The sequence below is a fragment of the Methanobrevibacter sp. genome (assembly GCF_017427765.1).
Classification (GTDB): domain Archaea; phylum Methanobacteriota; class Methanobacteria; order Methanobacteriales; family Methanobacteriaceae; genus Methanocatella.
In genome coordinates this window covers 1-23,483 of record NZ_JAFRSC010000026.1, presented here as the reverse complement: position 1 = coordinate 23,483, position 23,483 = coordinate 1, and the positions used below count along the sequence as shown (strand labels likewise).

Genomic DNA, 23,483 nt, shown 5'->3' with positions numbered 1-23,483 from the left:
TCACTACAATATTTCTATTGTTCCGTTATCCCCGTCAACTTCCACTAAAGTTCCATCGGTTAAATCTTTAATGTTAGCCGGTGAATCCACCATAGGAATATCAGACATTATTGCACCAGTAGCAATTATTGGCTCAGCATTAAGACAGATAATTGCTTTTGGAGCAGTGTTGTTCTTCATCATCTGAAAAATTACATAAGAACCAACAGTAGACCCTTTACCACCAGGAATAAACAGAACCTTATCTTTAATTATTTTTCCTTTTAGTTCATGATTCGGATCAATTATTTCACCATTTTCCGGATTTACACCGCCTAAAAAACTAATAGGTTCTGATGAAACAATCAGTTCTCCTTTACCTTTTCCTTTTGCAATACTTCTACACTCAATCATAAAATCACTTTAAAATAACCTATCTTCTACACTTTCACCAGCATTTAAAGCATTTGTAGACTGGATAGTGTCCACCAATGCCCAAATCCATATAACAAATACTAATAAGAACCCAATAACAAAAAATACTAAAAATGCAGATACAATGTATCCAATTAAAAATATTATACCTTTATGATTCAAATTTAAATAGAATTGACCTAATCCCGGGAAAATAACACTTAAAATAATCGCTAAAACAATATTTTTCTCTTCATATGCGTTTACAACGTTCCTATTGGCATTATTGTTAACAACCCTATTTTTTAAATCATATCCGCAATTTGGACAGAATTTAAAGTCTCCATTTAATTCAAATCCGCAATTAGAACAGTACTTCTTTTTCTCGGTTTTAACATCATGCACATCTTCTGTTGTTTGGCTAGATTCCACATTAACTATTTGAGTTTCACCAGCAAGATATGCTCCACAATTTCTACAGAATTTTGTATCTGGAACCTCCATTCCACAATCTGGACATATTACCATAATTTCACCTAAATAACATCCTTTTTCATGATTTCTCTTAAAACGGCAGTTGCATATGAGCCTTTATTGATTGAAAACTCACATAAAACACCCTCCTCTTGAGGGGTTGCTTTTGCATCCCATACCTGAAAACGCATCGCACGTCTAAGGCCATGACTTCCCAAACGTGGCATTTTAGGGACTTTAAAATCCTCTTTGGTAAGATTATAATTCTTTAAGATATTTTCTTCCATAATGCCGACTTCGCCTCCTGCAAATGGAACCTTTGTACCATACAAGGGACAAGTCGGATCTGCCTTAAAGTCTGTAATCAATTCCTGATATTGTTTGGGAGTCTTATCTCTGACTATATTTTCCTCATTATCAATGATAATGTCTCCTTCAACATATTTATCGATTCCCATAGCTACACGATTGCTTACAGCTTCATTAAACAAATAAGATTGATAAGCATGAACAAACATCCTCTGCAGCGGTTTTGGAAGTGCATGCAGAGCATTCATATAAGACTGATCAGTCAGCTCACCTTTTTTGGAGTCTCGGATTAACTCCTTAATCATCATTTTTTCATAACGCATTCCTTTACCCATTAGAGTGAGAGCTTCTTCAAGATTTCCGTCATCATATGCCTGTCTCGCCTTCTGATTGTCTTCACCTTCATCTTCTGTTGGATTTCCAATATATCTCCCAACAGCTTTTTCCAAATCATTTTCAACCAGTGCTTCGCCAACCAAATGAGTAATAGTTCTTGGCTTTCCGAATCTCTGCCATCCGAAATAATTAGGAACGCCCTTTATTTCAAGTTCTCCCAAAACATCGTTTGCAATTTCTGCGCTTTTTTCAATATCATCCAAGTCCTTAATGAGAATTTTGAATTTATTTCCTTTAAGCTGACCCATTCTGAGTTTTTTACGGCCACGAACAACCTTTAAAAAATCGGTTTTATAAATATCCAAGTTTTCAACTTGCTTGAATTGCTCTTCAGAATCCATATTTGCTATGCAAATCCATTGGCGGGTAATGGCCTTTTTATCTTTCATTCCTGCAAAGCCCATTCTTTTTCTTGAAATGTGCAAATCACGGGCAATATCCAAAACCACATCCAAGGTGGTCCTTCCAAGTTTCTCAATCCAGACATAAACATTCGGACCTTCGCCTTCAGGAGTTATTTCAGGAATTTCTTCTACATAAAAATCTTCATATTGGTTTCTAATAGTCCCACCAATACCTTTTTGGGATGTAACATAAGTGTTAGCATTTAACATAATAATCACGGAAATAATAATGCCCCGACCGGGATTTGAACCCGGGGAATGGGATCCGCAGTCCCATGTGTTATCCAAACTACACCATCGGGGCTAAACAAAATAAGATAACAAACAAATATATTATTTTTATAGTATTTAAATTATTACCATACCGACAAGGTATATGAATACTCACCATAGGTTCTAGTAGCTTGCGATACATTAGCAGCATTTGAATAATCACCTTTGAACGCCAATACTTTACCATTTAAAACATTATTTTCACTGAACTGGTAATTTTCGATACCAAGGCTTTTAAACTTATTTTTACAAATCTCAGAAACTTCTTTAACGGATTTTTTTGAATTTTTATTATCTTTTAAAGTATCAGAAATGCTTCCAATAAAACTTACATCAGTGAAATTAACCTTACCCGATAAAATTTCCATAGTATCCTGAGCTGTTTTGAAATCCCTACTATCATAAGAGTAATCAGGACTTGATATACTAATAACAGTGTTTACAACAAAAATTGCCATTAAAAGAATCGCAATAGCTAAAATTGACTCTATTAAAAAAAAATTTCCTTTATCATCTAACATGTTGCAAAATTGGAGTTCAAAATAAATAAAAAATTTGGAAGTGTGCAGAAGTGCTTTTGCACGCAATCGCACTTCGACAATTAATATATTCAAAATATTTCAAAATATTTCTTACAAAATAATTAATTGATACAATTTAAACAGAATATCTAGTGATAATATGCCTTCATTTAGTGAAATTGAAGAAGAAAATAATCCTAAAACTACAATAATCAAATATACAAAAGAATTAAGTGAAAAAACTGGAAGGAATACCATCGTATATTATTCCGGTTGGTTGACACTAGAAAACGAAGAAAGCGCAATAGATTCCATGGACAAAAATGGATTCATGAGCGTTATAAAAGATTTAGATAAATCAAAAGGATTAGATTTGATATTACATACTCCCGGAGGATCAGTAAATGCAACAGAATCTATTATAGATTATTTGCATGCAGTTTTTGGTGAAAACATAAGAGCAATTATCCCACAAATGGCTATGTCTGGAGGAACAATGATTGCTTGCTCATGTAAAGAAATATTAATGGGAAAACATTCCAGTTTAGGTCCAGCAGACCCACAAATTTATGGAATGAGTGCCCGAACTGTAATTAAAGAATTTGAACTAGCTAAAAAAGAGATTGAAGAAAATCCAAAAAGTACTCATTATTGGACAACATTACTTGATAAGTACCCTGCTAATTTTTTATTCGAATGTGAAAATTCTATTGACTGGGCAAAAGAAATTTTAGAAAAATCTTTGAAATATTCCATGTTTAAAGCGGACAATCAAGAAATGATTGAAAAAATTGTATACGAACTTATCTTTAGGGAAGCTACAAAAAGCCATTACCGAAATTTATCGCCGGAAAAATGTCTAGAAATAGGTTTAAACATTAGATACATTGAAGATGATGAAGAAATTCAAGACTTAATATTATCAATACATTATGCGAGTTTAAGTTATTTTAATAACGTGAACACTAGTAAAATATATTCCAATCAAAATGGGACATTTCTATCCTATTTGTTAGATTGAAGATAAATTATTTAAACAATTAAAACATAATATTTACTTAATACCTGCATAGGAGATGTTATTATGAATGAAATTACATATAAGCACTACATAAAATATTTTAAAGAACATGACCCTATGAAACTCTCACCATATGATAGGTCAAGACCCTACAAAAAAGAAAAGATAGGAATTTTAACAAGTAAAATGTAATGAAGGAAAATCCAATGATTTTTCTTCAAAAAAACTAATTCCTTAGAATATGTTCAATAACTTTTTCTTTTTTAGCAATAGCTGCATCTGAAGCTTTTTGAACTTTTTGTTTCATCTCTTCAAAGTCTTCAGGAGTTGTTTCACCAACTAACTTTTTAATTTTGGTATATGCAGCTTCCCTAAACAATGGAACCAATTTTTCTTCAGTTGAATCCTCTTTAATTAAAATCGGCTCGCCGGAGTTGTTAACCTCACCAATTTCAGATATTGCAACATCATATTTTCCAACTGCCTTTTTAATATCTCCAACAATTTCCGGAGGAGCAATTAACATTAATGAATCAGTTGAAACACCTAACGGGTCAATATTTAATGTTTCAAGCATGTTTAACACATTAGGCGCAACCATTTGTCTGATTTCTTTTTCATGAAACTCCAATCCAACACCGGTTGTATTTGAGATTTCATGAGCATCGCCCCTAAGACCTCCGTTTGTCACATCTGTCATTGCATGGATGTCTTTTACAAGGTCTGCTTCAAACAGCGCATGTGATGCCTGAACAAAGTTAACATTCATTGTGTCCCATACAACATCAAAGAAACCGTTGTAAAGTGCAGTTGTTGTTATTGTTCCACCACCGGAACCTTCAGTTAAAAGGATAATATCCCCTTCGGTAGCTCCTTTTCTTGCAGTTGGAGGATAAGCTGATACGCCGACGCTTCCAACAGCTGATACAAATCTGTCGCCTAAAACCATATCTCCTCCGACACGAAGAGTACTTCCGGCAACGATTGGAACATCTACAAGTTCTGAAACTGCTGCAACACCTGCTGTAAAGTCAAATATTTTAGCAACATCCCCGTCATCTGCAAGGTGAACATCGCTTAAAATTGCAACAGGATCTGCTCCCATTACGCAAACATCCCTTAAAGTTGCACGAGTTACATGAAATCCGCCTAAAAATGGATATTCGCTTAAACGTGAGTGTATTCCATCAACAGCTGTGGTAATATAGACCTCATCATTTTTAACTGGAGCCTTTACGACACCTCCATCGTCCTGTTCTGACGGATTTACAAGTGAGGCAGTGTTTGTTGAGGATACTATTTCAGCTATTTTTCTGTGAACAAAAAAGTCTCCGGCTCCGCGAGATCCTACACCCATCTCCCCCATGAGCACATCAGCTTTATTTACACTAGCAATTTCTTTTAAAAACTCATCATCACTTTCCTGCAATTTTAAAGTTGTTGAAACTTCATCAATTACAGCTTTTGCCATTTCAACAGAGTTTTCTTCTGAAATTTTCTTATATTCTCTTATTCTCACAGCTAAAATCTCTGCAAGGTCATTATAATCATAATCATCAATTCTTGCTCTTACAAATCCTTCTATATCCATAATTAAATCTCCAAATTAGTGAAATTTTTCAAAATTTTAAGTCCCGCTTCACCGCTTTTTTCCGGGTGAAACTGTGTGGAAAACAAATTATTCTGATTTAATGATGCCACAACATCACCGCCGTATTCGCAAGTTCCGGCAATAATATCATCTTCATCAGGCACTACATGATATGAATGAACAAAATAGAAATATTCACCATCAATACCCTCCAGAATAGGAGAATTATTGACTACATTTAATTTATTCCAACCCATATGAGGTATTTTAACACCTTTTGGAAGCATTTCAACATGCCCCTTAAATAAATCCAGACCTTTAACGCCTGGAGATTCCTCACTTTCACTCATCAGTACCTGCTGGCCAAGACATATTCCAAGAAATGGCTTGTCATCAGCAACATGCTCTTTAATAACACTTTCAAACGGTTTTAAATTCTCCATTGCACTTCCAAATGCTCCGACACCCGGAAGAACCAGATAATCACTGTTTGCAATTATTTCTTTATCATCAGTAATCTGATAATCACAACCGATTTTTTTAAAACCGTTGGAAATGCTTTTTAAATTTCCACTTTTATAATCAATAATTGTAATCATTTTATTCCAACCATCCGATAGCTGCTCTAATCATTCCGCCAAAATCGGAAAATACTATTTCTTCAGTTCCTAAAGTTTTTGAATGTGCGTCAAGCTCCGCTACAACATGAGTATAGCCCAAATCTTTAAGAGGCTCAACCAAACGAGGCCCATCAGTTACTGCAACAGATTCAACGTCAAATTCCTCAATTGGAAATGCATGAGGAACTCCAAATACGACAATCAAGTCCAAATCCTTATCTTTCAGATATTGTGCCGCTGCATTTGCTGTTACCGGATATTCATCAAGTCCACCAGTTATATAGTCAATATCCATCGGCAGTTGATTTACGATATTTCTTGCATGGCCCCTGATTCTTTCAAGACCTGTGTTTTCATCCAAATTAGCTACAATAATTGGTTTATTATCACTGTTAATGTCTTTATAATCAAAGTTGATAATATCTGCAAACAGATATGCTGTTTCTTTTTTAGCATTATGTACAAAAGCAACTTTATTTCCATCCTTTAAAGCTTGAACAACAATTTTTGCAACATTTTCCTTGGAATCGCCGAAATTAGGTTTGATATATTTACCCTGTGCCATTCCACGGGTTTTTTCAACTTCTGTTGCTTTTTCAAGCATTTCAATTTGTCTGTCTGCCTCATCTCTTGGTATAACACCACATTCAACAGCTGCGTCTAAAACCATGATGGCTCCTACAGTATTGTCACCTTCCCCTGATCCCCCATGGGATTCAACTGGAATTACAGTACACGGCAAATCAGCATTGGCTATGGCTTCTTTTAAATCTTCACCAATAATCATACTTGCACATGTTCCAACGACGCCCATCAGTTTCGGTTCAAACATGTCATAAGCCTTAATTAAAGTTTCCTCCAGCTTTTCGCCGGCGCCTAAAATAAAATCGTTTTCTGCCATTGCGGTTGTCAGAACCCTTACCCCGTCACTTTCAAGTAAACGACCGGTTCTAAAACAGCAACCGTTTGGCCCATGCATAATAATAACATCAACATTCATGTCTCTTAAAGTGTAGAGAGACGCAGCAATTGGACTCGGTCTTGGATGCATATTTTTTTCACCTGATAAATTTAACAAATAATTATATAAAATTCTTAATTAATATAATTAATTAACAAATTCAGGAGATTGCATTATGAAGCTTGACGAAAAAATTTTAGAGGATAAAATCAGAGAATACCGAAAATCTAAAAGCTGTTCTGAGTCAACTTTAATGGGACTTTGTGAAACTGCCGGTGTGGACATCACAACCGAAGAGATGACAAAATTAGCTTGCGGATTTGCAGGCGGAATGGGTGGAACATTTGATGAAGGAACCTGCGGTGCAGTTACCGGTGCCTTAATGGCAAACGGTTTAATTTTAGATGATACCTCAAAAATCAAATCCAATGCAAAGGAAATTTTCAATTCATTTAAAGATGAATATGGAACAGTCAGATGTGATAAGATAACCAATAATGGAGTCGATAAGTCCCCATGTGTTGACTGTTGCGTATTTATTGCAAAAAAAGTAGCTGATTTATTAGATGAATAGTTTAAAAAAATAGTGGTCCAATTACATGAACGGAACAGAAGTTTTTAAAGAAGACAAGGCAAATTACACAGGTTACTTAGACCACATTATGGATGAGCCAATAACAGATGAAACATTAAAAGAAATCGATGAGATGTACAGCTATGCTGATGCTTTAAGTATAGAGAATTTTAAAAAACACGAAAGAAATCTCTTTTTATTGGCATTTATGGGAAGTGCATTGATTTTTATATTTCTTCTTTATGATGAAGCCGAATGGCATTTGCTCATATTCACATGCATCCCCCTAATAATAATTTCATATTTCTTCAGTGATTTAGCAATGCGATGGGATTCCCATAGAAAATACCTGGAATATAGAGTACTTGCTGAAACACTTCGTGTGCAATTTTTCCTTTTAATATCAGGAAATGAAACTGATGTGAAAACCATTATTCCATGGTTTACTAAAGAGGGTGTGCCTTGGATTTTAGAAATCCTACCTAAAACACCTAAAAAGATAACTCAAATCAAACAAATTTCAGACATTTGGATTAGATCACAAAAAAAATACCATATAGGTGCTATCGAAAAAAAAGAACCGAAAGAAAAAAAGAATACTCGCATTGTCCAAATTACAATCGCTTTAAGTATAATCGCATATGTCGCCACACTAGTTTTTGAATCTATCATGTTGAGTAATCCCCCAAGAAATATTGATGCAAACCTTGTTAGAGCCTTATTAAAAATAGCTCTGGGAACTTTTTCAGCAATAGCATTATTTGGTGCAAGCTACTATGGAAAGATGTCACTATCAGACACTATAGAAGACCATAAAAGAATGAAACATTTATATGAAGAAGTTGAAGCCAAGATTGCGATAGACGGTGAAACACCAGAAATCGTCAAATATCTGGCAAGGGAATTTTTAATTGAAAACAGTACATGGTATGCTTATCAAAATCAAAACAAACCTGGCGTTATATTTTAATTAGGCGCGAATATGTAAACTCCAAAAAAGATTATCAGTAAAATTACATTTAAAACTGTAAAAACAATCAAATATTTAATTTTAAAATCATCAAATTCGCGAACAAGAATTTTATAGGAAATCAAATTGGCCATAGAGGCTATAAGGGTTCCAAAACCTCCAATATTAATTCCAACAATAATGGCTTCATAATTAGTGCTAAAACCACTAAGTAACATTGCTGCAGGAACATTGGAAATAATTTGAGATGAAATAACACCACAGAGAACCTCATTTCCAACAATCCACTTGGTAAAAAATGATTTGAAAAACGCGATATTTTCCAGATTGCCTATTAAAATAAAAAGAGCAATAAAAGTTAAAAGCAAATAATAATCAACACCAAATAAAATTCTTTTAAAGAAGTTTTTCCTATTGATTTCTATTTTACTTAGTTCAGGTAAAACTATATCGTTGTTAGGAATAAAAAATAATAATATTGCTAAAAATAGCATAGATACGATAATATAAGGTAAAAGCAATAAGAAAAATGATGTAAATGATATATTAGACACAGTATACATTACAATATTGTGTGGAGCACCAATAGGAAGAACCATACAACCCACGTTAGCTGCTATGGTCTGCAGACAGACTGTAAATATTATTAAATTTGTTTTTTCAACTTTTTTTAAAGCCAAAATGGCGAATGGTACAAAAATAATTAAAGAAACATCATTTGTAATAAAAATGGAGCTAAAAAAACAAGCAAATACTAAAACTAAAACAAGATTTCGCGTATTTGCTGTTCTAGTTACTAATTTTCGAATCAGAATCTCAAAAACAGATAAATTTTTTAAAATTTCAACAATGACCATTATTACAAAAAGCAGTATAATCGTTTGCCAATTGATATAATGAAAATAATTACTACTCGGTTCAACAAAAAAACAAGATACAATAGCTAAAATTAATGATATGCAAAATACAATCTCTTTTTTAAAAAAGGTTACAGTTTTATCGATTAATTCAGCCATATTATCTGTTAATGATTAATCCGCTTTCTCATCCATTGTTTCTAAAAGAAAACTTACAGGCCTAAAACCGTCATTGCAGGATATCATGGCAGATTTTTTATTCTTCATCCAACCGTCATAGAAATCTTCAGCACCGTTAGCTAAAGCCAGTACAAATGGAGAAAGACTTTCCCATGCGCTGTCACAGAAATTTTCAGGTTTTTCCCATCCGTTTGCAATGAAAACCTGGTTTAATTCAACATCACACTCATGCTCTAGAGGATTTTCATATTTTTCAATTAAATCATCATGCCTGACTTTTTTAACAACTGTGATTTTAACCTTCTGCAAAATCATCACCTAAAATAAAATTAAAAAAAAGCAGAGGAATTAACCTCTTGTAATAATACTAATAATGTCGCCGTCTTTGAGTTCATAATCACTGGCCACACGCATTTTAGATCTGGCATCTACTGCATGCATGAACTTATCTCCAATGTCTGTGTGGACAATATAAGCCAGCTCACGAGGAGTGGAGCCTCTTTTGACCAAAAATCCATCAGGCAAAACATTGCCCTTTTGGTCAGTGTATTTGTTTTCATCCTGAACCGGATAGACCACAATATTATCCAATAGCTCAAAAATACCATAGTTTAAAGCATCCTGAACACCGGTACTTCCATAAACATCCAAAATATTAGCTTGAATATAATCCAAAGCTTTCTTTTGAGGTTCGGATAACTCATCAGGTTTTAATATTTCAAAATGGTCTTCACCTGAAACATAACTTATCAGACCGGATTCATTTGCTTTTACAAGTGCAATTTCGGAATTTGCAGATGTTGGAATAACATTCGGATATTTTTCCTTAATTCTTTCGATATTTGCTTTGGAAGTTGGCAAATCCGCTTTGTTTGCAATAATCATCATTGGCTTTGCAATATGGAGGATATTTCTTGTAAGCTCAATTAAGTCTTCTTCTTCCCATTTGTTATAATCAGGTTCAACTGTTCTTTTAGCCTCAATAATATCTTCAATAGCTATACCAGTACCGGACAGCTGGTCAAACAATACTTTTGAGATATCTAAATGCTCAGCACCTACTTTTCTGATAAGTCTTACCCAATTTTTTGATAAAATTCCATACATCCACATTACAATCTCGTTTTCTAAAAATTCCAAGTCTTCAAGTGGATCGTGACTTCCAGCGTCAACAGGATTTCCTTCCAAATCTGTAGAACCTGAAGCATCAATAACATTTATGAATACTTTAGCCTGCATTAAATCGTCTAAAAATTTATTACCTAATCCTTTTCCTTCATGTGCTCCAGGAACCAATCCTGCAACATCTATTAATTCAATTGGAAGCAATCTTTTTCCATCTATACAAATTGAATTGTGAGGATTGCATGTAACGCCCAATTCCTTACATGGACAATCTTTAATTACATGAGCAACAGCCTTGTTTGCATCAATTGTTGTAAATGGATAATTAGCCATTTCAACACCAGATGCTGTTGCTGAATTGAAAAAAGATGATTTTCCAACATTTGGTTTTCCACAAACTGCAATTTGAAGCATAATAATCACTTTAATTAATAACACCTAAATGTATGTTTTTAAAATTATAAATAGTTTCAGAAAGTAAATTATAAAATACATGAAAGATGAAGAAATTGAGAAACCTTCAGCAATGAAAGTTCGCCAAGGCATTCAGGATGCTATAACATATTCACTTCCAGACAAAAAGTTTAGTGAAAAAAACATTGATTTGGTTGAAATTGATATTGAATTGGAAAATTTGGGCTGGAATTTTAACAATTATCGCATTTTAAATTTAACAGATATCCATTTGGGTCAATGGATTAATCCCGAGTATCTAGATGACCTAATTGATTATGTAAACGCCTTAAACATTGATCTGATTACTTTAACAGGCGATTATTTTTCATATGTAATAGATTGCTATTTGGATTCTTTAAAAAAATCATTTAAAAAATTAAAAGCTCCTGATGGAAAATTCGGTGTTTTAGGCAATCATGACCACTGGATGGGCGCACAAAAAGTAAGGGATATATTTAAAGCCTCAGATGTTGTTGATTTAAGTAATGATGTTGTTACCCTTAAAAAAGGCAAAGACCGTTTAAATTTGGCAGGCGTTGATTCAAGTACTGTTTGTGCAGATGATTTAGATAAAGTAATTGAAAAATTACCTCAAAACATTCCAACAATATTGCTCGCTCACGAACCGGATTTTGCAAAGCAATCCTCACAAACAAACAAGTTTGATTTGCAGATTTCAGGCCATTCCCATGGAGGCCAATTTATCATACCAAAATTTGAAACAACCCCATTTAGAGGACCAAATTCAACAAAATTCCCTGTCGGAATTTATAAAGTTGGAAATATGATTCAATACACAAGCAAAGGTCTTGGAACAAATTCTTTTAGAATCAGAATCAATTGCAAGCCTGAAATTACAATAATCACACTAAAAACGACTAAAAAACAAAAAATATTGATAGAATGATTAAAAATAGATTAATTTCATACTCAAGGACATTAATAACATATTTGCTGCTGGCATTAGCCAATATAATAGCAATATATGCAACAGATTACATCAGCGCTGATTTTACAGTCGGTCCTTGGTATAATGCCATCATAATTGTAATTGCTGTATCAATTGCAAATTCACTGCTATGGCCTATTTTTCAGAGATTTCTAATGAAATTTATCATATTCACATTAGGTATCGCAAACCTGTTTATTAATTCACTGATATTTTATATCGCAGCATATTTTATTCCGGGAGTTTATGTCGGCTTTTATGGAGCGCTTCAAGTTCCGATAGTGATGGCAATAGTTACAACATTTGTGATAAACACTACCCACACAAACTACTTTGACAGTTACATGAAAAACATTTTAAAATATGCTTTAAAAAGAAAAACTGCATATAAAAAAAGATATCCTGGAGTTATAATGCTTGAAATTGATGGTCTGTCAAAAAACACGTTACAAAAAGCCATAGATAAAGGAGTCATGCCTAATTTAAAACTGTGGTTAGATGAAAAAACACATACCCTTAAGGAATGGGAAACTGATTTGTCCTCACAAACCGGAGCAAGCCAAGCTGGAATCCTGCACGGAAACAATAAAAACATTGTGGCATACAGATGGGTTGAAAAAGAAAATGACAATCGGATAATAGTTTCTGGAAAATTAAGCGACACTCCTGAAATTGAAAAGAGAATAAGTAATGGGGAAGGTCTGCTTGTAGACGGGATAAGCATTGCCAACATGTTTTCCGGAGACAGCAAACTAACCACATTAACATCATCCAAATTGGAGGGATTAAAAAGAATCTACAGTAAAAGTTTGCACACAGTATTTTTAGACACCTACAATTTCCCCAGAATTTTCGTTCTATTCTTGTGGGATATTATCCTTGAGTTAAAATCACAAATTGTTCATTATATAAAAAATATTCAACCCAAGATTAGAAGAACAATAGTTTATGCTGCCGTTAGAGCAGGAGCTAATGTGGTTTTAAGAGAAGCTACTACAGAAATCCTAACCGGCGAAATATTGACAGGAAACATTGATACTGCTTATGCAACATTTATGGGTTATGATGAAGTAGCTCATCACTCAGGAGTAGAAGATGACGATGTTTGGAGTGTTTTAAAACAAATTGACCTTCAATTCCAAAGACTTTCCTCTGCTATTGAGATGAGTGACAGAGACTATAAGTTAGTGGTGTTATCCGATCATGGACAGAGTTTTGGCGCAACATTCAAACAGAGATATGGAATGACACTGGGAGATTACGTTAGAAGATTGCTTCCCGAGGATTTGAAAATATTTAAAACAAAGTACAACATTGACCACTTTAGAGATGCAGTCATTCCGGAAAATAAACAGATAAAAAATATTAAAGAAAAAGTTGGAGATATTCGCTACAATTTATTTGATGAAAACAAATCAATTCAAAACATCAGAAAAGAAATAGAAAACAGAAAACCTGCAATAATCTTTGAAAATGAACAGTACATTAATCTGCGGGAAAAATACGCCAACAGTCTAGATTACATCCGGGGCCACGAAAGTGTTGAGCACGACACAAAAAAAGTAAAGGATTCCGAATTAATAGTTTTAGGATCCGGAAATATGGGATTAATCTATTTGACACAATGGAAACAACGTTTAAGCTACGAAGAAATTGTAATGCTATTTCCTGATTTGATTCCGGGTCTTGTTAAACATTCAGGCATTGGGTTTATACTTGTAAACTCCATAAACAATGGCGCAATGGCAATAGGTAAAAATGGAATAAACTATATTGATAATGAAAAAATAGTCGGAGAAGACCCTCTTGAAGGGTTTGGAAAAAATGCTTCCAGACATCTAAAAAGACAAAATGCATTCGACAATATGCCTGATATTCTGGTGAACAGTTTTTATGATTCGGAAAATGATGAAGTTTGCGCATTTGAAGAACTGATTGGAAGTCACGGAGGACTTGGAGGAAACCAAACTAAACCGTTTATTTTATACCCTCATGAATGGGAAAATCCCGGAGAGCTAATTGGAGCAGAATCCATATATGGATTTTTAAAAAAAGAAATAGAGAATTTAAAAAATATTTAAATCCTACTGATCCAATAATCAAACACCTCAGAAATTTCCTCATCAAAGCTTATTGTCTTATCCCTGTTTTCAGGAATTGCTTGAGGATAATCCCTATTTAATCTGATTAATGTAGTGTTTGGATAATTATAGGTCATCTGTTCAAAGGGATATCTTATAATGGCTGGAGTGTTAAAGCCTACACCCAACTCAAGAAATACAATATTTTTATTTTCGTCAACACCCTGTAAGAATTTAGAATAATTTTCGCTCATTTCATGCCATTTTTCATCCTCAACAAAGAAATTGTCCTTTCTGACATTAATTTCCATATTCCCGCCGCAAACAGGACATACCGGAACCAAATCAGACGGAATCCTACAGTTTTCGGTTTTTTCAATAGCTTCTAAAACAAGTTCTTCATTCGAATACAATTTATCATGACAGGCTGTGGCACACTGCATGAGCCCATAATCCCCCTGAGTTGCAAAAATTCTCTCATCTTCAAAGCCATTTATCCAAAATTGATGCTCAACATTGGTTGTTAAGACAAAATAATCCTTATTCTTTACTAAATCAAGCAACTGACCATATAATTTTGTTTTTCCAACTGAATATCTGTTTACATAGACATGACGAGCCCAATGAGCCCATTTCTCTTCCTGAGTCCCATATGGATAAAAGGTTGCAGAATACATATCCTGAACCCCATATTTTTCAATGAAATCCTGGAAATTATCATCAAAACGTTTTCCCGAATACTCTATACCTGCGGCTGCCGAAAATCCTGCACCAGCACCAATAATTATATAATCAGCATCATTTATAGCTTTAATAGCATTGTCTAGTCTTAAAACGAATTTATCCATCTTCATCCCCCCACAATAAGTTTTTATATATTGAATATGATTCCTCTGAAAATACATCAAAGATTACATGCAAATCTGTTTCATGTGATTTTAAATATTCTTCTACTGTGTTAATGGCAATTCTGGCTGCCAAATCCTGTGGAAAATTAAAAACCCCTGTTGAAATACCGCAGAATGCAATAGATTCAAGGTCATATTCATCGGCAATTTCCAAACATGACCTATAACAGCTAGCCAATGCATTCTCATCATCTTTAGAAGGAAGCATTCCCTGAGGTATTGCAGGACCGACAGTGTGAATTACATATTTTGAAGGTAGATTATAAGCATCTGTGATTTTAGCTTTACCGATTGGCTCGTCTGAACCTTGCATGATTTCATTACACTCCTGCCTTAGTTGAACGCCGGCTGCTGAGTGAATCACATTGTCAATGCAGTTGTGCATAGGTATAAAACAGCCAAGCAATTTTGAGTTTGCGGCATTTACGATTGCGTCAACCTTTAAGGTTGTAATATCTCCTTTCCAAAGTGCAACATTGCCTTTAACCTCTTCAATATCATTTAAAGATGTTAAAGTCTTATTTAAAGTTTCATTTGTCAAATAATCATCCTGAATGTTTAAAAATTCCTCACTAACTTCAGAGGGCATTCTTATATTCATTAGAGATCGTAACAAATTTTTCTTAGATTGAATATCATTCGGAATATCAATAACTTCATTTCTCTCATCAATCAAGTAATTAATTAAAAAATCCAGTTGTTCAGCAGTTTTAATTTTAATCCCTCCAAATAATTTGTTAATAATAATATAATTTAAGATATTTAAATGATTTTTGTAACTAAAAAGCAACCTGGTTACTTGAAAGTAACTAACAAAAGATATATAACATTTAAACAAAGTTAATAATATGAACACCGAAAAGATAGTTTGTCCCGTTGATAAAACTCTGAATCTGATTAATAAAAAATGGAGCATACAAATCATAAGAGACATGTTTTTTGGTAAAAAACATTTCAAAGAGTTTAAAGAAGATAAACCAAAATTGAGCAATAAAGTGTTGTCAAATTGCCTTAAAGAGCTGGAAGAAAATGGATTGATAGAAAAAGTCGTTTTAAACACCACCCCAGTGACAACAGAATATTACCTGACAGAATATGGAAAATCCATGAACAGAATTGTCTTTGAACTCGCAATGTTTACTTTACATGACGAAAATGACAATAGCTATTCTGATGAAACCAGAGAAATGCTAAAAGAAACATTTATAGAAAAATTAGGAATCGATGGTTAAAATGAGCGGAAAAATTTATATTGTTGGAATTGGTCCCGGTGCAAGCGAATATCTAACAAAAAAAGCTGTTGACACAGTAAATGCAAGCGACTATACTGTTGGAAGTACAAGAGCAATAGAGCTTTTTGATGATGTTAAAGGAAAAATTCCTTTTAACGTGAAAGACTTATTGGATAAAATCGAAGAGGGTGTTCAGCTAGCTTGCAACGGAAATACTGTTTCCATATTATCAACCGGCGATCCGGGTTTTTCAGGAGTGCTGAATACAGTTTTAAGAATTTCAGATGAAAAAGGATTTGATAAAGACAATATCGAAGTAATTCCCGGAATCAGTTCACTTCAGCTTGCTGCCGGAAGATGCCACATTCAGTGGGACAATGCCAATGTGATGACTTTTCATGGAAGGGAAAATATTGAAGACATTCTGCCGGTCATAAACAATGGAAAGACAACCATTGCGCTTCCTTCAAGAAAAGTGAAGGACATGGCTCAGTTTTTACTTGACAATGGCGTTGAGCCAAATCGAAAAGTTGTTGTCTGCGAACGTCTCAGTTACCCTGATGAGCAAATTGTAGAAGCCACTTTAAAAGACATTGCTCAAAGTGAATTTACCTATATGTGCATTATGGTCATATATTAGAACAATTTATCTGTAAAATTCATTTTAAAAGTCATTTACCATTTATTTTAAAGATTAAAACATTTATATTCTAGAAATCATACTTTGATTGTTAATTAAAAAAATTAACGTCAGGTAGATACTATGAATAAAAAAATAAACACCATATGTTTTATTTTCTTATTTGTTTTTTTGATATCGGCAGTTTCTGCCAGCGAAATTGAAAATAAAACAACAATAAGTATTCAACAACCTAATCCTAACCAGGATTTAAGTAAAATAAGTGTAGAAAAGGATAATGAAAAACTAAGTGCCACAAGTGATGAAATAAAATTAAGTGCCGCTTCCAAGTCCCAAGTGATAACTAAAAAAAAGACCACATTAACTGCACCTAATGTAAACATGTACTATAAGGACGGAAGCAAATTTTCAGCGACATTAAAATACGGCAAAAAGACAATCGGAAATGCTAAAGTTCAGATAAAAATTAACGGAGAAACATTTACAAAAACGACAGACAAAAACGGGAAAGTATCTATAAATCTAAATTATAAAAGCGGAAAATATAGCGTTTTAAGCATATGCAACGGAAATAATGAATTTGAAAAAAGTAGCGCAAAAAGTACAGTTACAATTAAAAGTACCATAAAATGCGGCGATTTGGCAAAATACTACAAGAACACATCACCCTATTCGGCCACTTTCTATGATAAAAAAGGAAAAATTCTGAAAAATACCCAAGTGAAACTTAAGTTGAACGGTAAAACGTATTCTGTCAAAACCGATAAAAAGGGTATCGCAAAATTAGCGATAAACCTGAAGCCCGGAAAATATGGCATTTCAATTACCAATACAAAAACTTCAGAGACACTTACAAAAACAGTCACAATCAAATCGCTGATTGAAACAAAGGATTTGACAATAAAAGAAGGTGAAACAGGAAAATTTAATGTTAAAATACTGAATAATAACGGTAAAGCGGCAGCCGGTAAAAAAGCCACATTAAAAGTAAATGGCAAAACCTATACAAAAACTACCAATAAAAACGGCATTGCAACATTAGAAATAAAATTAAACCCCGGAAAATACACAATAACAACCGAATTTGACGGTCTGAAAGCAACAAATAAGATAACTGTAAATAAGGTTATAAAAACATCAAAATTCATTCATTCCACACTGATTCCAAATTATGTTAATGTAACAATCCCCCACGTATATCAAAATTCAGCATATTCACTGAAGACAGGTTTAAACGGAATAATAAAGATGCCGAAAATAGAAACATTCATTGTGCAAACTGAAAACAACGGTTATCTGTTTTCAACGTCAAGCATTAACGGATTGGATTCAATTGTTCTCGGATACAAAAGCTATTTTATCCCATTAGATGGAAGTGAAATGAAAACTGACACAAATAAAAATAATTTTAAGGGAACAGGACTGATAATTTCTCGAATAAGCGGATATACTCAAATTGACTATCAATCCAATACCAAAGACAATGTCGAATTATTCGGGTTTTATGCCGACAGAGGATCTCTAAACAGTGAAACATTAACATATATGCAGAATGACAAGATAATGGCCAAAGTGAACTTTCAAACCCAAAGCTTTGATGAAATGGGTCTGAAATACAGTTTAGCCAAATTTTATCAAAAAACCATTTATGACTTTGACTATAAAAGCTATGATGAAATTACAAACCACAACACGCAATCGATAAAGTTCGCAAACACCAATACCCCAGTTACATTTTCATATTTCGGTAAAAGCATTGAAGGCTACTGTTCAAAAGAAGAAATAATAACGAAATTTATGGTAAATGATAAAGAAGAGCTTAAAAAAACAGAAATCATTAGCTATGGTCTTGGTGAAAACTACAGAAAAACGTTAGGTTTTGAGGTTCTTCAGTCATACAGCATAATCAATGAAAAAATAACAAAAACAATTTTGGAAAATTGGGTCAATGACAATAAAAAATATTTGGACAGATTCGGAGTGATGAATGTTTATGGAATGCATTTGGCATCACTGGAAACCGCCTGGCTTGCAGATGAGATGGCAAACAGTTATTCCAAAGAATATAACGTAAATTGGAAAAGAGGACACACATTAACAATAATGGGCGGCATTAACCTGGAGGATACATATCTAAACATATTAAATGCAGATATGGGCATGGACGTCAGTGGAGCTGAAAAAAATGTTTTATTATTCAGACTAATCAATTCTCTAAACCTGCCAAATTTAGAGGATTATGCATTATCTGAAGTTGAATGGAGATATAAGCAAAACTCAACGAATTCCCTTGAAAATGTTTTTAATTCAATTTCACTAAACAGATTCAGCATCACCCAATTAGGTGAAATGATTTACATATTCTCGGAAGACACAACCCAATCCGTTATAGCATATAACACATCGAATGGAGTGGCTAATGTGCTATTATACCACAATGACAATGTTTATAAAGGCTCAACAATATCCACAACGAAAGACTGTTGTAGTGTAGGCATAATGCCCAAAGACATTATTGCCGGAATCAGAAACACTTTAGGGTCCCTTTCAAAAGGAATATCTGAAATTCTAAATAATGCACAACCAGCAAGCTACATTACATACCTGGTTGGAAAAGAAATATTAAACAAAGTACTGACAGGTGCCTCATCAGCTTATTTGGGATTATTTTCAACAATGGCTGTTGTTCAAACCGTTGGTACGACATACAGAAATAAAGTGGTTAATGAAAAAGAATGGTATGCAGTTATGGACAAATATACATTCACAAGACCGGGATATCTTCAAAACAAGAAAGTTTATAACATTCCAAATAAAAATGGAGGATATGATTATATTGAAGTTACAATCAACAAAGATCTGACTTTAGACAGAAATAATGCAATATACATTAGTAATGGAAAAACCAAACATCTAACTAAGACAGAAACCTATCAATATTTTGAAGGTGATTACTGGACACCATACAGCATTCCTACAAAATACTGGGACAATAGCTGGAAAGGAGTTGTAAAATGAAAATAATTGAAAAATTCAAAAATCAGCCCAAAATAATTCAGATATTAGACATCATATTTCTAATTTGTCTAATTTATGAAATTATTTTATTGATATTGACCGGTTCTATGGATTATACCATATCCGCCCTGATGATAATAATTCTGGGCGTGACTAGCTGGTATAATCTATTTAAAAGTTAAAATACTCGTTATTTTAACTTATTTATTTTTTTAAAAAAAGAATTTAAAGTTAAGAATAATTAATACCTTAACTTATTATAACTGAATAGCTTCTTGAACTACTTCATCATTGTCCTCATCATCATATAGGATGTGAGCTAATTTTAATAACTTTTCCTGACCTTTAACTTCATCTTTAAATAAAGGAACTTCTGCAATGTGCTGGTTTGGGAATTTCTGGTCAATTAAAGCTAAACGTTTTTGCTGTAACTTGTGTCTTGAATGGCAGAAATCACAATCGCAGATATCAGGCATTACTTGATTTACAATAACACTATCAACAGTGATATCATGTTTTGCAAGTGCTTCAAGAGCCCTTTCAGATTCATAAATTGACATCTCTTCCGGAATTACAACCATCTTGAATGTGGTTCTATTAGGATCTGATAAAACTTCTTTTGCCTGGTCAATTTGTTCTTTGGTTCTTTTTAAATCTTCAGAAGTTTGAGGATCATCTACTGCATCCATAAACGGCATGATTTTTTTAAGTGCATTGGTAGCAGTGCCTAATTTTGCCTTAAGCATCATCATTTTACCAACCCATGAATCCATAACTTCCGGGAAAGATAATAATCTTAAAGTATGTCCTGTTGGAGCAGTATCAAAGACTACAACATCAAATTCATCGGAATTCATCACACCCATAAACATTTCAAATGCAGCCGCTTCATCAGCTCCAGGAGAAGATGATGCCATATCCAACTGGTCAGATAGGAAATCCATTCCCAATAATCCCCCATCCTCAGATGGATTTGCTGCTTTTTGAGCCTCCAATTGTGCCTGTTTTTGAGCCATTGCTTCGTCAGGGTCTATTTCAACTGCAAATAAATTTGTTTTTATTTCACGCGGATAGCTGCCAATTGGTACTTCCAGTGAGTCTGCAAGGGAATGTGCAGGGTCAGTTGATACGATTAAAGTTTTTTTACCCTGTTCGGCCAACCATAATGCAGTAGCGGAAGATACTGAAGTTTTACCAACTCCACCTTTACCACCTACAAAAATAAATGTTGTCTTATCTTTATTAAATTTAAAATAATCTTTAAATGCCAAGAGATTACCTCCTTATAATATAATTACTTTAGGTTGTACTCGAATTTTCGTGTACTTACTCCTTTTTTCATGAAATTTTTCCATTTATTAGTGTAAAAAGTATAGATTTTAATTAATCTTACTTTAGGTTACTAAATGATATTTAATGTTTTATAGTATATAAAGTTAGTTATCAATAATGACATTCCAATCTTTGTGATAACGAAGATTAATTTTTGAACCACCCTCCCTATAAGAGGTGGAGATTCCGAATTTTTTTCACTTAATAAGGTTAAATAAAATTAAAATAGGGTTTTTGGATATTTTTTTAAGTAATCTGAAAATGATTTTTCAGTTAAATATCTTTTTTGATTAAGCATTTTATTCCAAATTTCATTTCCTTCTTTTTCAGTTATCATGTCGCAGTTAAATGCTTTGACGAGTATATCTCCAGTCCTTATTCTAGTTAAATTGAAATGTTTGACTGCATCATTAATATCCCTAGTATTATTACTGGCCAAAATACCATTATTTTCCACAGCTAATGTAATAGCAGCTGCTTCACCATCACCAATTTTCCTTCCGGTGAATTCTCCATCACAAAGCTTTAGAAAAAGAGTATAACTTTCGGATTCAACATCAAAATCCCTAATTTCTAAAAATCCTTCATAATGCAAATCGTCAATACGTTTTTTCAATATAATTACTCGAGAAAATTCTTCATATACTTCATAAGGAATAATTACTTTCTCAAACATTTCTTTTAGTATTGTAACATCATTAATACTTATAAAACTACTTAGACAATCGGTATCATAGAATATCTCTTTATCACTCATAAGTCCTCCAAATTATACACCAAATCACTTAGATATGCTTGAATAAGATATTCTTCCCGTTTTCCATTAGAAATCAAATCTTTCTCGTAAACTTCCTCAACTAATCTCACATAATTGCCTATAGTATAATCTTTACCGATATAAGGTTCATATAAACTGGAATCATATCCCCTATGTAGAGCATTGTTTTTAATGTTCGGTTTAAACAAGTTAAATTCATCAAATGTGATGTCGCCCCCACTTTTTAATCTATAAAGCAGTGCTTCATGAGAAATTTGGAAATATTGTTCACAGTCAATTATGGAATTCAAATTCCATTTTTCTATATTATTCTCCTTTTTATAAGAATATAATGCATTAATTGGCATTAATAAGAATGAAGCAAATCTGTTTGCATTTTTTTCGATTTCATCATTACTATTTAGATTACAAATTGTGAAATTTGTATCCTCATAAAATAAGTGATAAATTTCATGAGCTGCAGTGAATACTTGCCTTCCTTTGGGATGTTTGGAATTAATAAACATGATTTGTTGTGAATCAACTTTAAAGCAGGCCCCACTTATTTTATCATCCATTTTTATAAACACAATTGTTAGATTTTTTAATTTACTTGTAATTACAGGAAAAAAATCTAATGGAGTACCATAATCTAAACCAATATCTAATCGGAATTCCATGGCTAAATGATTAAGTTTATATGAATTCATTTAATCACCATTTAATTCATTTAATTCCTTAAGGTTTCTAATTACCCTATTCATATTTGCTAATGTATTTAAATCTAAATCTTTTGATGATCTAAATTTAAATTCATCTTTGGAATAGTTACCAATTCCTTTTAAAATATATTCTTTAGGACAATTATAAAGTTCACATAATTTATTTAGTGAAGAGGATTTTAATTTCCTATCATTATTTTCTAATTTGGCAATTTGTGTTTGTTTAAATCCTAAATAATCTGCAATTTGTTCTTGAGTAAAATTATGCATTTTTCTCAATTTTTTTATCCTATCGCCTATTGTTTCAACCATGTTATTCCTCCAAAATCTCAAATAATACTATTTTGGAATAAAATATATATAAATATTTGTATAATTATATTCCAATTTTGACTTTTGCATATAAAAAAATAATAAGCTGAATAGTTATTTGAAATTGAACTTCCCTGTCGTGTTGACGACGGGGATTCGTAAACCAAAAAAAATATAGTTTATTTTTTTGGAAATTTTACTGCACCGTCGTCCCGACGATTTCTAATCCTTTATTAAGGATGTTAATGGCCGCATTCCAGTCACGGTCGTGATGTGTATGGCAATGCGGGCAGTCCCAGTCCCGTATTTCTAGATTTTTAAGTCCTTTGAGGTTTTCATTTTTTTTCTTGGCATTTGTGGCATATTTGAGTGGATGGGAAAAATTTAGATACTTTAACAAATTCTAC

26 protein-coding genes and 1 tRNA gene are annotated in these 23,483 nt (G+C 33.2%); 9 read left to right on the top strand and 18 right to left on the bottom strand.

Annotated features, from left to right (window positions below):
* Positions 1-3 precede the first annotated feature (3 nt).
* From IJL02_RS07635 to IJL02_RS07615, 5 genes are all read right to left on the bottom strand, one after another.
* Entirely contained in the window at positions 4-393 is a 390-nt protein-coding gene (locus IJL02_RS07635; protein ID WP_292814358.1) for a DUF126 domain-containing protein, read from the bottom strand.
* A 9-nt stretch (positions 394-402) separates the two neighbouring features.
* A complete protein-coding gene (locus IJL02_RS07630) occupies positions 403-921 on the bottom strand; it encodes a zinc ribbon domain-containing protein (RefSeq protein WP_292814356.1) in 519 nt (172 codons plus the stop codon).
* Positions 922-929: 8 nt separating this feature from the next.
* Entirely contained in the window at positions 930-2,186 is a 1,257-nt protein-coding gene (gene truD / locus IJL02_RS07625; protein ID WP_292814354.1) for a tRNA pseudouridine(13) synthase TruD, read from the bottom strand.
* 20 nt (positions 2,187-2,206) lie between these two features.
* A tRNA-Arg gene (locus IJL02_RS07620) sits at positions 2,207-2,280 on the bottom strand.
* Between the two features lie 52 nt (positions 2,281-2,332).
* Positions 2,333-2,770 carry a hypothetical protein gene (locus tag IJL02_RS07615; protein ID WP_292814351.1) on the bottom strand — a complete coding sequence of 146 codons (438 nt, stop codon included), beginning with the start codon at positions 2,768-2,770 and terminating at the stop codon, positions 2,333-2,335.
* 160 nt (positions 2,771-2,930) lie between these two features.
* On the opposite strand from IJL02_RS07615, the gene IJL02_RS07610 reads away from it, so the two are divergent.
* A complete protein-coding gene (locus tag IJL02_RS07610) occupies positions 2,931-3,791 on the top strand; it encodes a S49 family peptidase (protein ID WP_292814348.1) in 861 nt (286 codons plus the stop codon).
* 63 nt (positions 3,792-3,854) lie between these two features.
* Positions 3,855-3,983 carry a hypothetical protein gene (locus IJL02_RS07605; protein WP_292814345.1) on the top strand — a complete coding sequence of 43 codons (129 nt, stop codon included), beginning with the start codon at positions 3,855-3,857 and terminating at the stop codon, positions 3,981-3,983.
* A 34-nt stretch (positions 3,984-4,017) separates the two neighbouring features.
* Here the strand turns inward: IJL02_RS07605 and IJL02_RS07600 are convergent, their stop codons facing one another.
* The 3 genes from IJL02_RS07600 to cfbD are packed head-to-tail and all read right to left on the bottom strand — an operon-like array spanning position 4,018 to position 7,053.
* On the bottom strand, positions 4,018-5,382 hold the full coding sequence (locus IJL02_RS07600) for an AIR synthase-related protein (RefSeq protein WP_292814342.1): 1,365 nt from the start codon (positions 5,380-5,382) through the stop codon (positions 4,018-4,020).
* Positions 5,383-5,384: 2 nt separating this feature from the next.
* On the bottom strand, positions 5,385-5,981 hold the full coding sequence (gene hisH / locus IJL02_RS07595) for an imidazole glycerol phosphate synthase subunit HisH (RefSeq protein ID WP_292814339.1): 597 nt from the start codon (positions 5,979-5,981) through the stop codon (positions 5,385-5,387).
* Position 5,982: 1 nt separating this feature from the next.
* On the bottom strand, positions 5,983-7,053 hold the full coding sequence (gene cfbD, locus IJL02_RS07590; protein WP_292814336.1) for a Ni-sirohydrochlorin a,c-diamide reductive cyclase catalytic subunit: 1,071 nt from the start codon (positions 7,051-7,053) through the stop codon (positions 5,983-5,985).
* 85 nt (positions 7,054-7,138) lie between these two features.
* Here cfbD and IJL02_RS07585 point away from each other — a divergent pair, with 85 nt between their 5' ends.
* Entirely contained in the window at positions 7,139-7,537 is a 399-nt protein-coding gene (locus tag IJL02_RS07585; RefSeq protein ID WP_292814332.1) for a C-GCAxxG-C-C family protein, read from the top strand.
* A 25-nt stretch (positions 7,538-7,562) separates the two neighbouring features.
* On the top strand, positions 7,563-8,507 hold the full coding sequence (locus IJL02_RS07580; RefSeq protein WP_292814328.1) for a hypothetical protein: 945 nt from the start codon (positions 7,563-7,565) through the stop codon (positions 8,505-8,507).
* Here the strand turns inward: IJL02_RS07580 and IJL02_RS07575 are convergent.
* The 3 genes from IJL02_RS07575 to IJL02_RS07565 are packed head-to-tail and all read right to left on the bottom strand — an operon-like array spanning position 8,504 to position 11,083.
* Complete coding sequence (locus tag IJL02_RS07575; protein WP_292814323.1) at positions 8,504-9,523, bottom strand: SLC13 family permease; 1,020 nt, start codon at positions 9,521-9,523, stop codon at positions 8,504-8,506. The genes IJL02_RS07580 and IJL02_RS07575 overlap by 4 nt on opposite strands.
* 15 nt (positions 9,524-9,538) lie before the next feature.
* Positions 9,539-9,859 (bottom strand): TIGR04076 family protein, encoded by a 321-nt coding sequence (locus IJL02_RS07570; RefSeq protein WP_292814317.1) that lies wholly within the window; start codon positions 9,857-9,859, stop codon positions 9,539-9,541.
* A 33-nt stretch (positions 9,860-9,892) separates the two neighbouring features.
* The gene (locus IJL02_RS07565) at positions 9,893-11,083 is read right to left on the bottom strand and encodes a redox-regulated ATPase YchF (RefSeq protein ID WP_292814315.1); all 1,191 of its coding nucleotides are present in this window, start codon (positions 11,081-11,083) and stop codon (positions 9,893-9,895) included.
* Between the two features lie 79 nt (positions 11,084-11,162).
* Between IJL02_RS07565 and IJL02_RS07560 the strand changes: the two genes are divergently transcribed.
* Together IJL02_RS07560 and IJL02_RS07555 are read left to right on the top strand one after the other, a co-directional pair.
* On the top strand, positions 11,163-12,032 hold the full coding sequence (locus tag IJL02_RS07560; RefSeq protein WP_292814312.1) for a metallophosphoesterase: 870 nt from the start codon (positions 11,163-11,165) through the stop codon (positions 12,030-12,032).
* Positions 12,029-14,155 (top strand): phage holin family protein, encoded by a 2,127-nt coding sequence (locus tag IJL02_RS07555; RefSeq protein WP_292814309.1) that lies wholly within the window; start codon positions 12,029-12,031, stop codon positions 14,153-14,155. Before IJL02_RS07560 ends, IJL02_RS07555 begins: the two co-directional genes overlap by 4 nt.
* Here the strand turns inward: IJL02_RS07555 and IJL02_RS07550 are convergent.
* Positions 14,152-15,003, bottom strand: coding sequence for a hypothetical protein (locus IJL02_RS07550; protein ID WP_292814305.1), 852 nt, complete (start codon positions 15,001-15,003; stop codon positions 14,152-14,154). The two genes, IJL02_RS07555 and IJL02_RS07550, sit on opposite strands and share 4 nt — an antisense overlap.
* Complete coding sequence (locus tag IJL02_RS07545) at positions 14,996-15,760, bottom strand: protein-ADP-ribose hydrolase (RefSeq protein ID WP_369334642.1); 765 nt, start codon at positions 15,758-15,760, stop codon at positions 14,996-14,998. The genes IJL02_RS07550 and IJL02_RS07545 overlap by 8 nt, the downstream gene beginning before the upstream one ends.
* A gap of 151 nt (positions 15,761-15,911) precedes the next feature.
* On the opposite strand from IJL02_RS07545, the gene IJL02_RS07540 reads away from it, so the two are divergent.
* The 3 genes from IJL02_RS07540 (at position 15,912) to IJL02_RS07530 (ending at position 19,953) form a co-directional block, all read left to right on the top strand.
* Complete coding sequence (locus IJL02_RS07540; RefSeq protein ID WP_292814299.1) at positions 15,912-16,295, top strand: helix-turn-helix domain-containing protein; 384 nt, start codon at positions 15,912-15,914, stop codon at positions 16,293-16,295.
* Between the two features lies 1 nt (position 16,296).
* Positions 16,297-16,935, top strand: a complete 639-nt coding sequence (locus tag IJL02_RS07535; RefSeq protein WP_292814296.1) for a cobalt-precorrin-7 (C(5))-methyltransferase — start codon at positions 16,297-16,299, stop codon at positions 16,933-16,935.
* A 171-nt stretch (positions 16,936-17,106) separates the two neighbouring features.
* Positions 17,107-19,953, top strand: coding sequence for a hypothetical protein (locus IJL02_RS07530; protein ID WP_292814293.1), 2,847 nt, complete (start codon positions 17,107-17,109; stop codon positions 19,951-19,953).
* 257 nt (positions 19,954-20,210) lie between these two features.
* Here the strand turns inward: IJL02_RS07530 and IJL02_RS07525 are convergent, their stop codons facing one another.
* The 5 genes from IJL02_RS07525 to IJL02_RS12510 all read right to left on the bottom strand — a co-directional run bounded on the left by IJL02_RS07525 (position 20,211) and on the right by IJL02_RS12510 (position 23,476).
* Complete coding sequence (locus tag IJL02_RS07525) at positions 20,211-21,224, bottom strand: ArsA family ATPase (RefSeq protein WP_292814288.1); 1,014 nt, start codon at positions 21,222-21,224, stop codon at positions 20,211-20,213.
* A 281-nt stretch (positions 21,225-21,505) separates the two neighbouring features.
* Positions 21,506-22,042, bottom strand: a complete 537-nt coding sequence (locus IJL02_RS07520) for a nucleic acid-binding protein (RefSeq protein ID WP_292814285.1) — start codon at positions 22,040-22,042, stop codon at positions 21,506-21,508.
* Positions 22,039-22,752 carry an ImmA/IrrE family metallo-endopeptidase gene (locus tag IJL02_RS07515; RefSeq protein WP_292814281.1) on the bottom strand — a complete coding sequence of 238 codons (714 nt, stop codon included), beginning with the start codon at positions 22,750-22,752 and terminating at the stop codon, positions 22,039-22,041. Before IJL02_RS07515 ends, IJL02_RS07520 begins: the two co-directional genes overlap by 4 nt.
* The gene (locus IJL02_RS07510) at positions 22,753-23,076 is read right to left on the bottom strand and encodes a helix-turn-helix domain-containing protein (protein ID WP_292814277.1); all 324 of its coding nucleotides are present in this window, start codon (positions 23,074-23,076) and stop codon (positions 22,753-22,755) included. It lies immediately after the preceding gene.
* A gap of 196 nt (positions 23,077-23,272) precedes the next feature.
* Positions 23,273-23,476, bottom strand: a complete 204-nt coding sequence (locus IJL02_RS12510; RefSeq protein ID WP_369334641.1) for a zinc ribbon domain-containing protein — start codon at positions 23,474-23,476, stop codon at positions 23,273-23,275.
* Between the last annotated feature and the right edge of the window lie 7 nt (positions 23,477-23,483).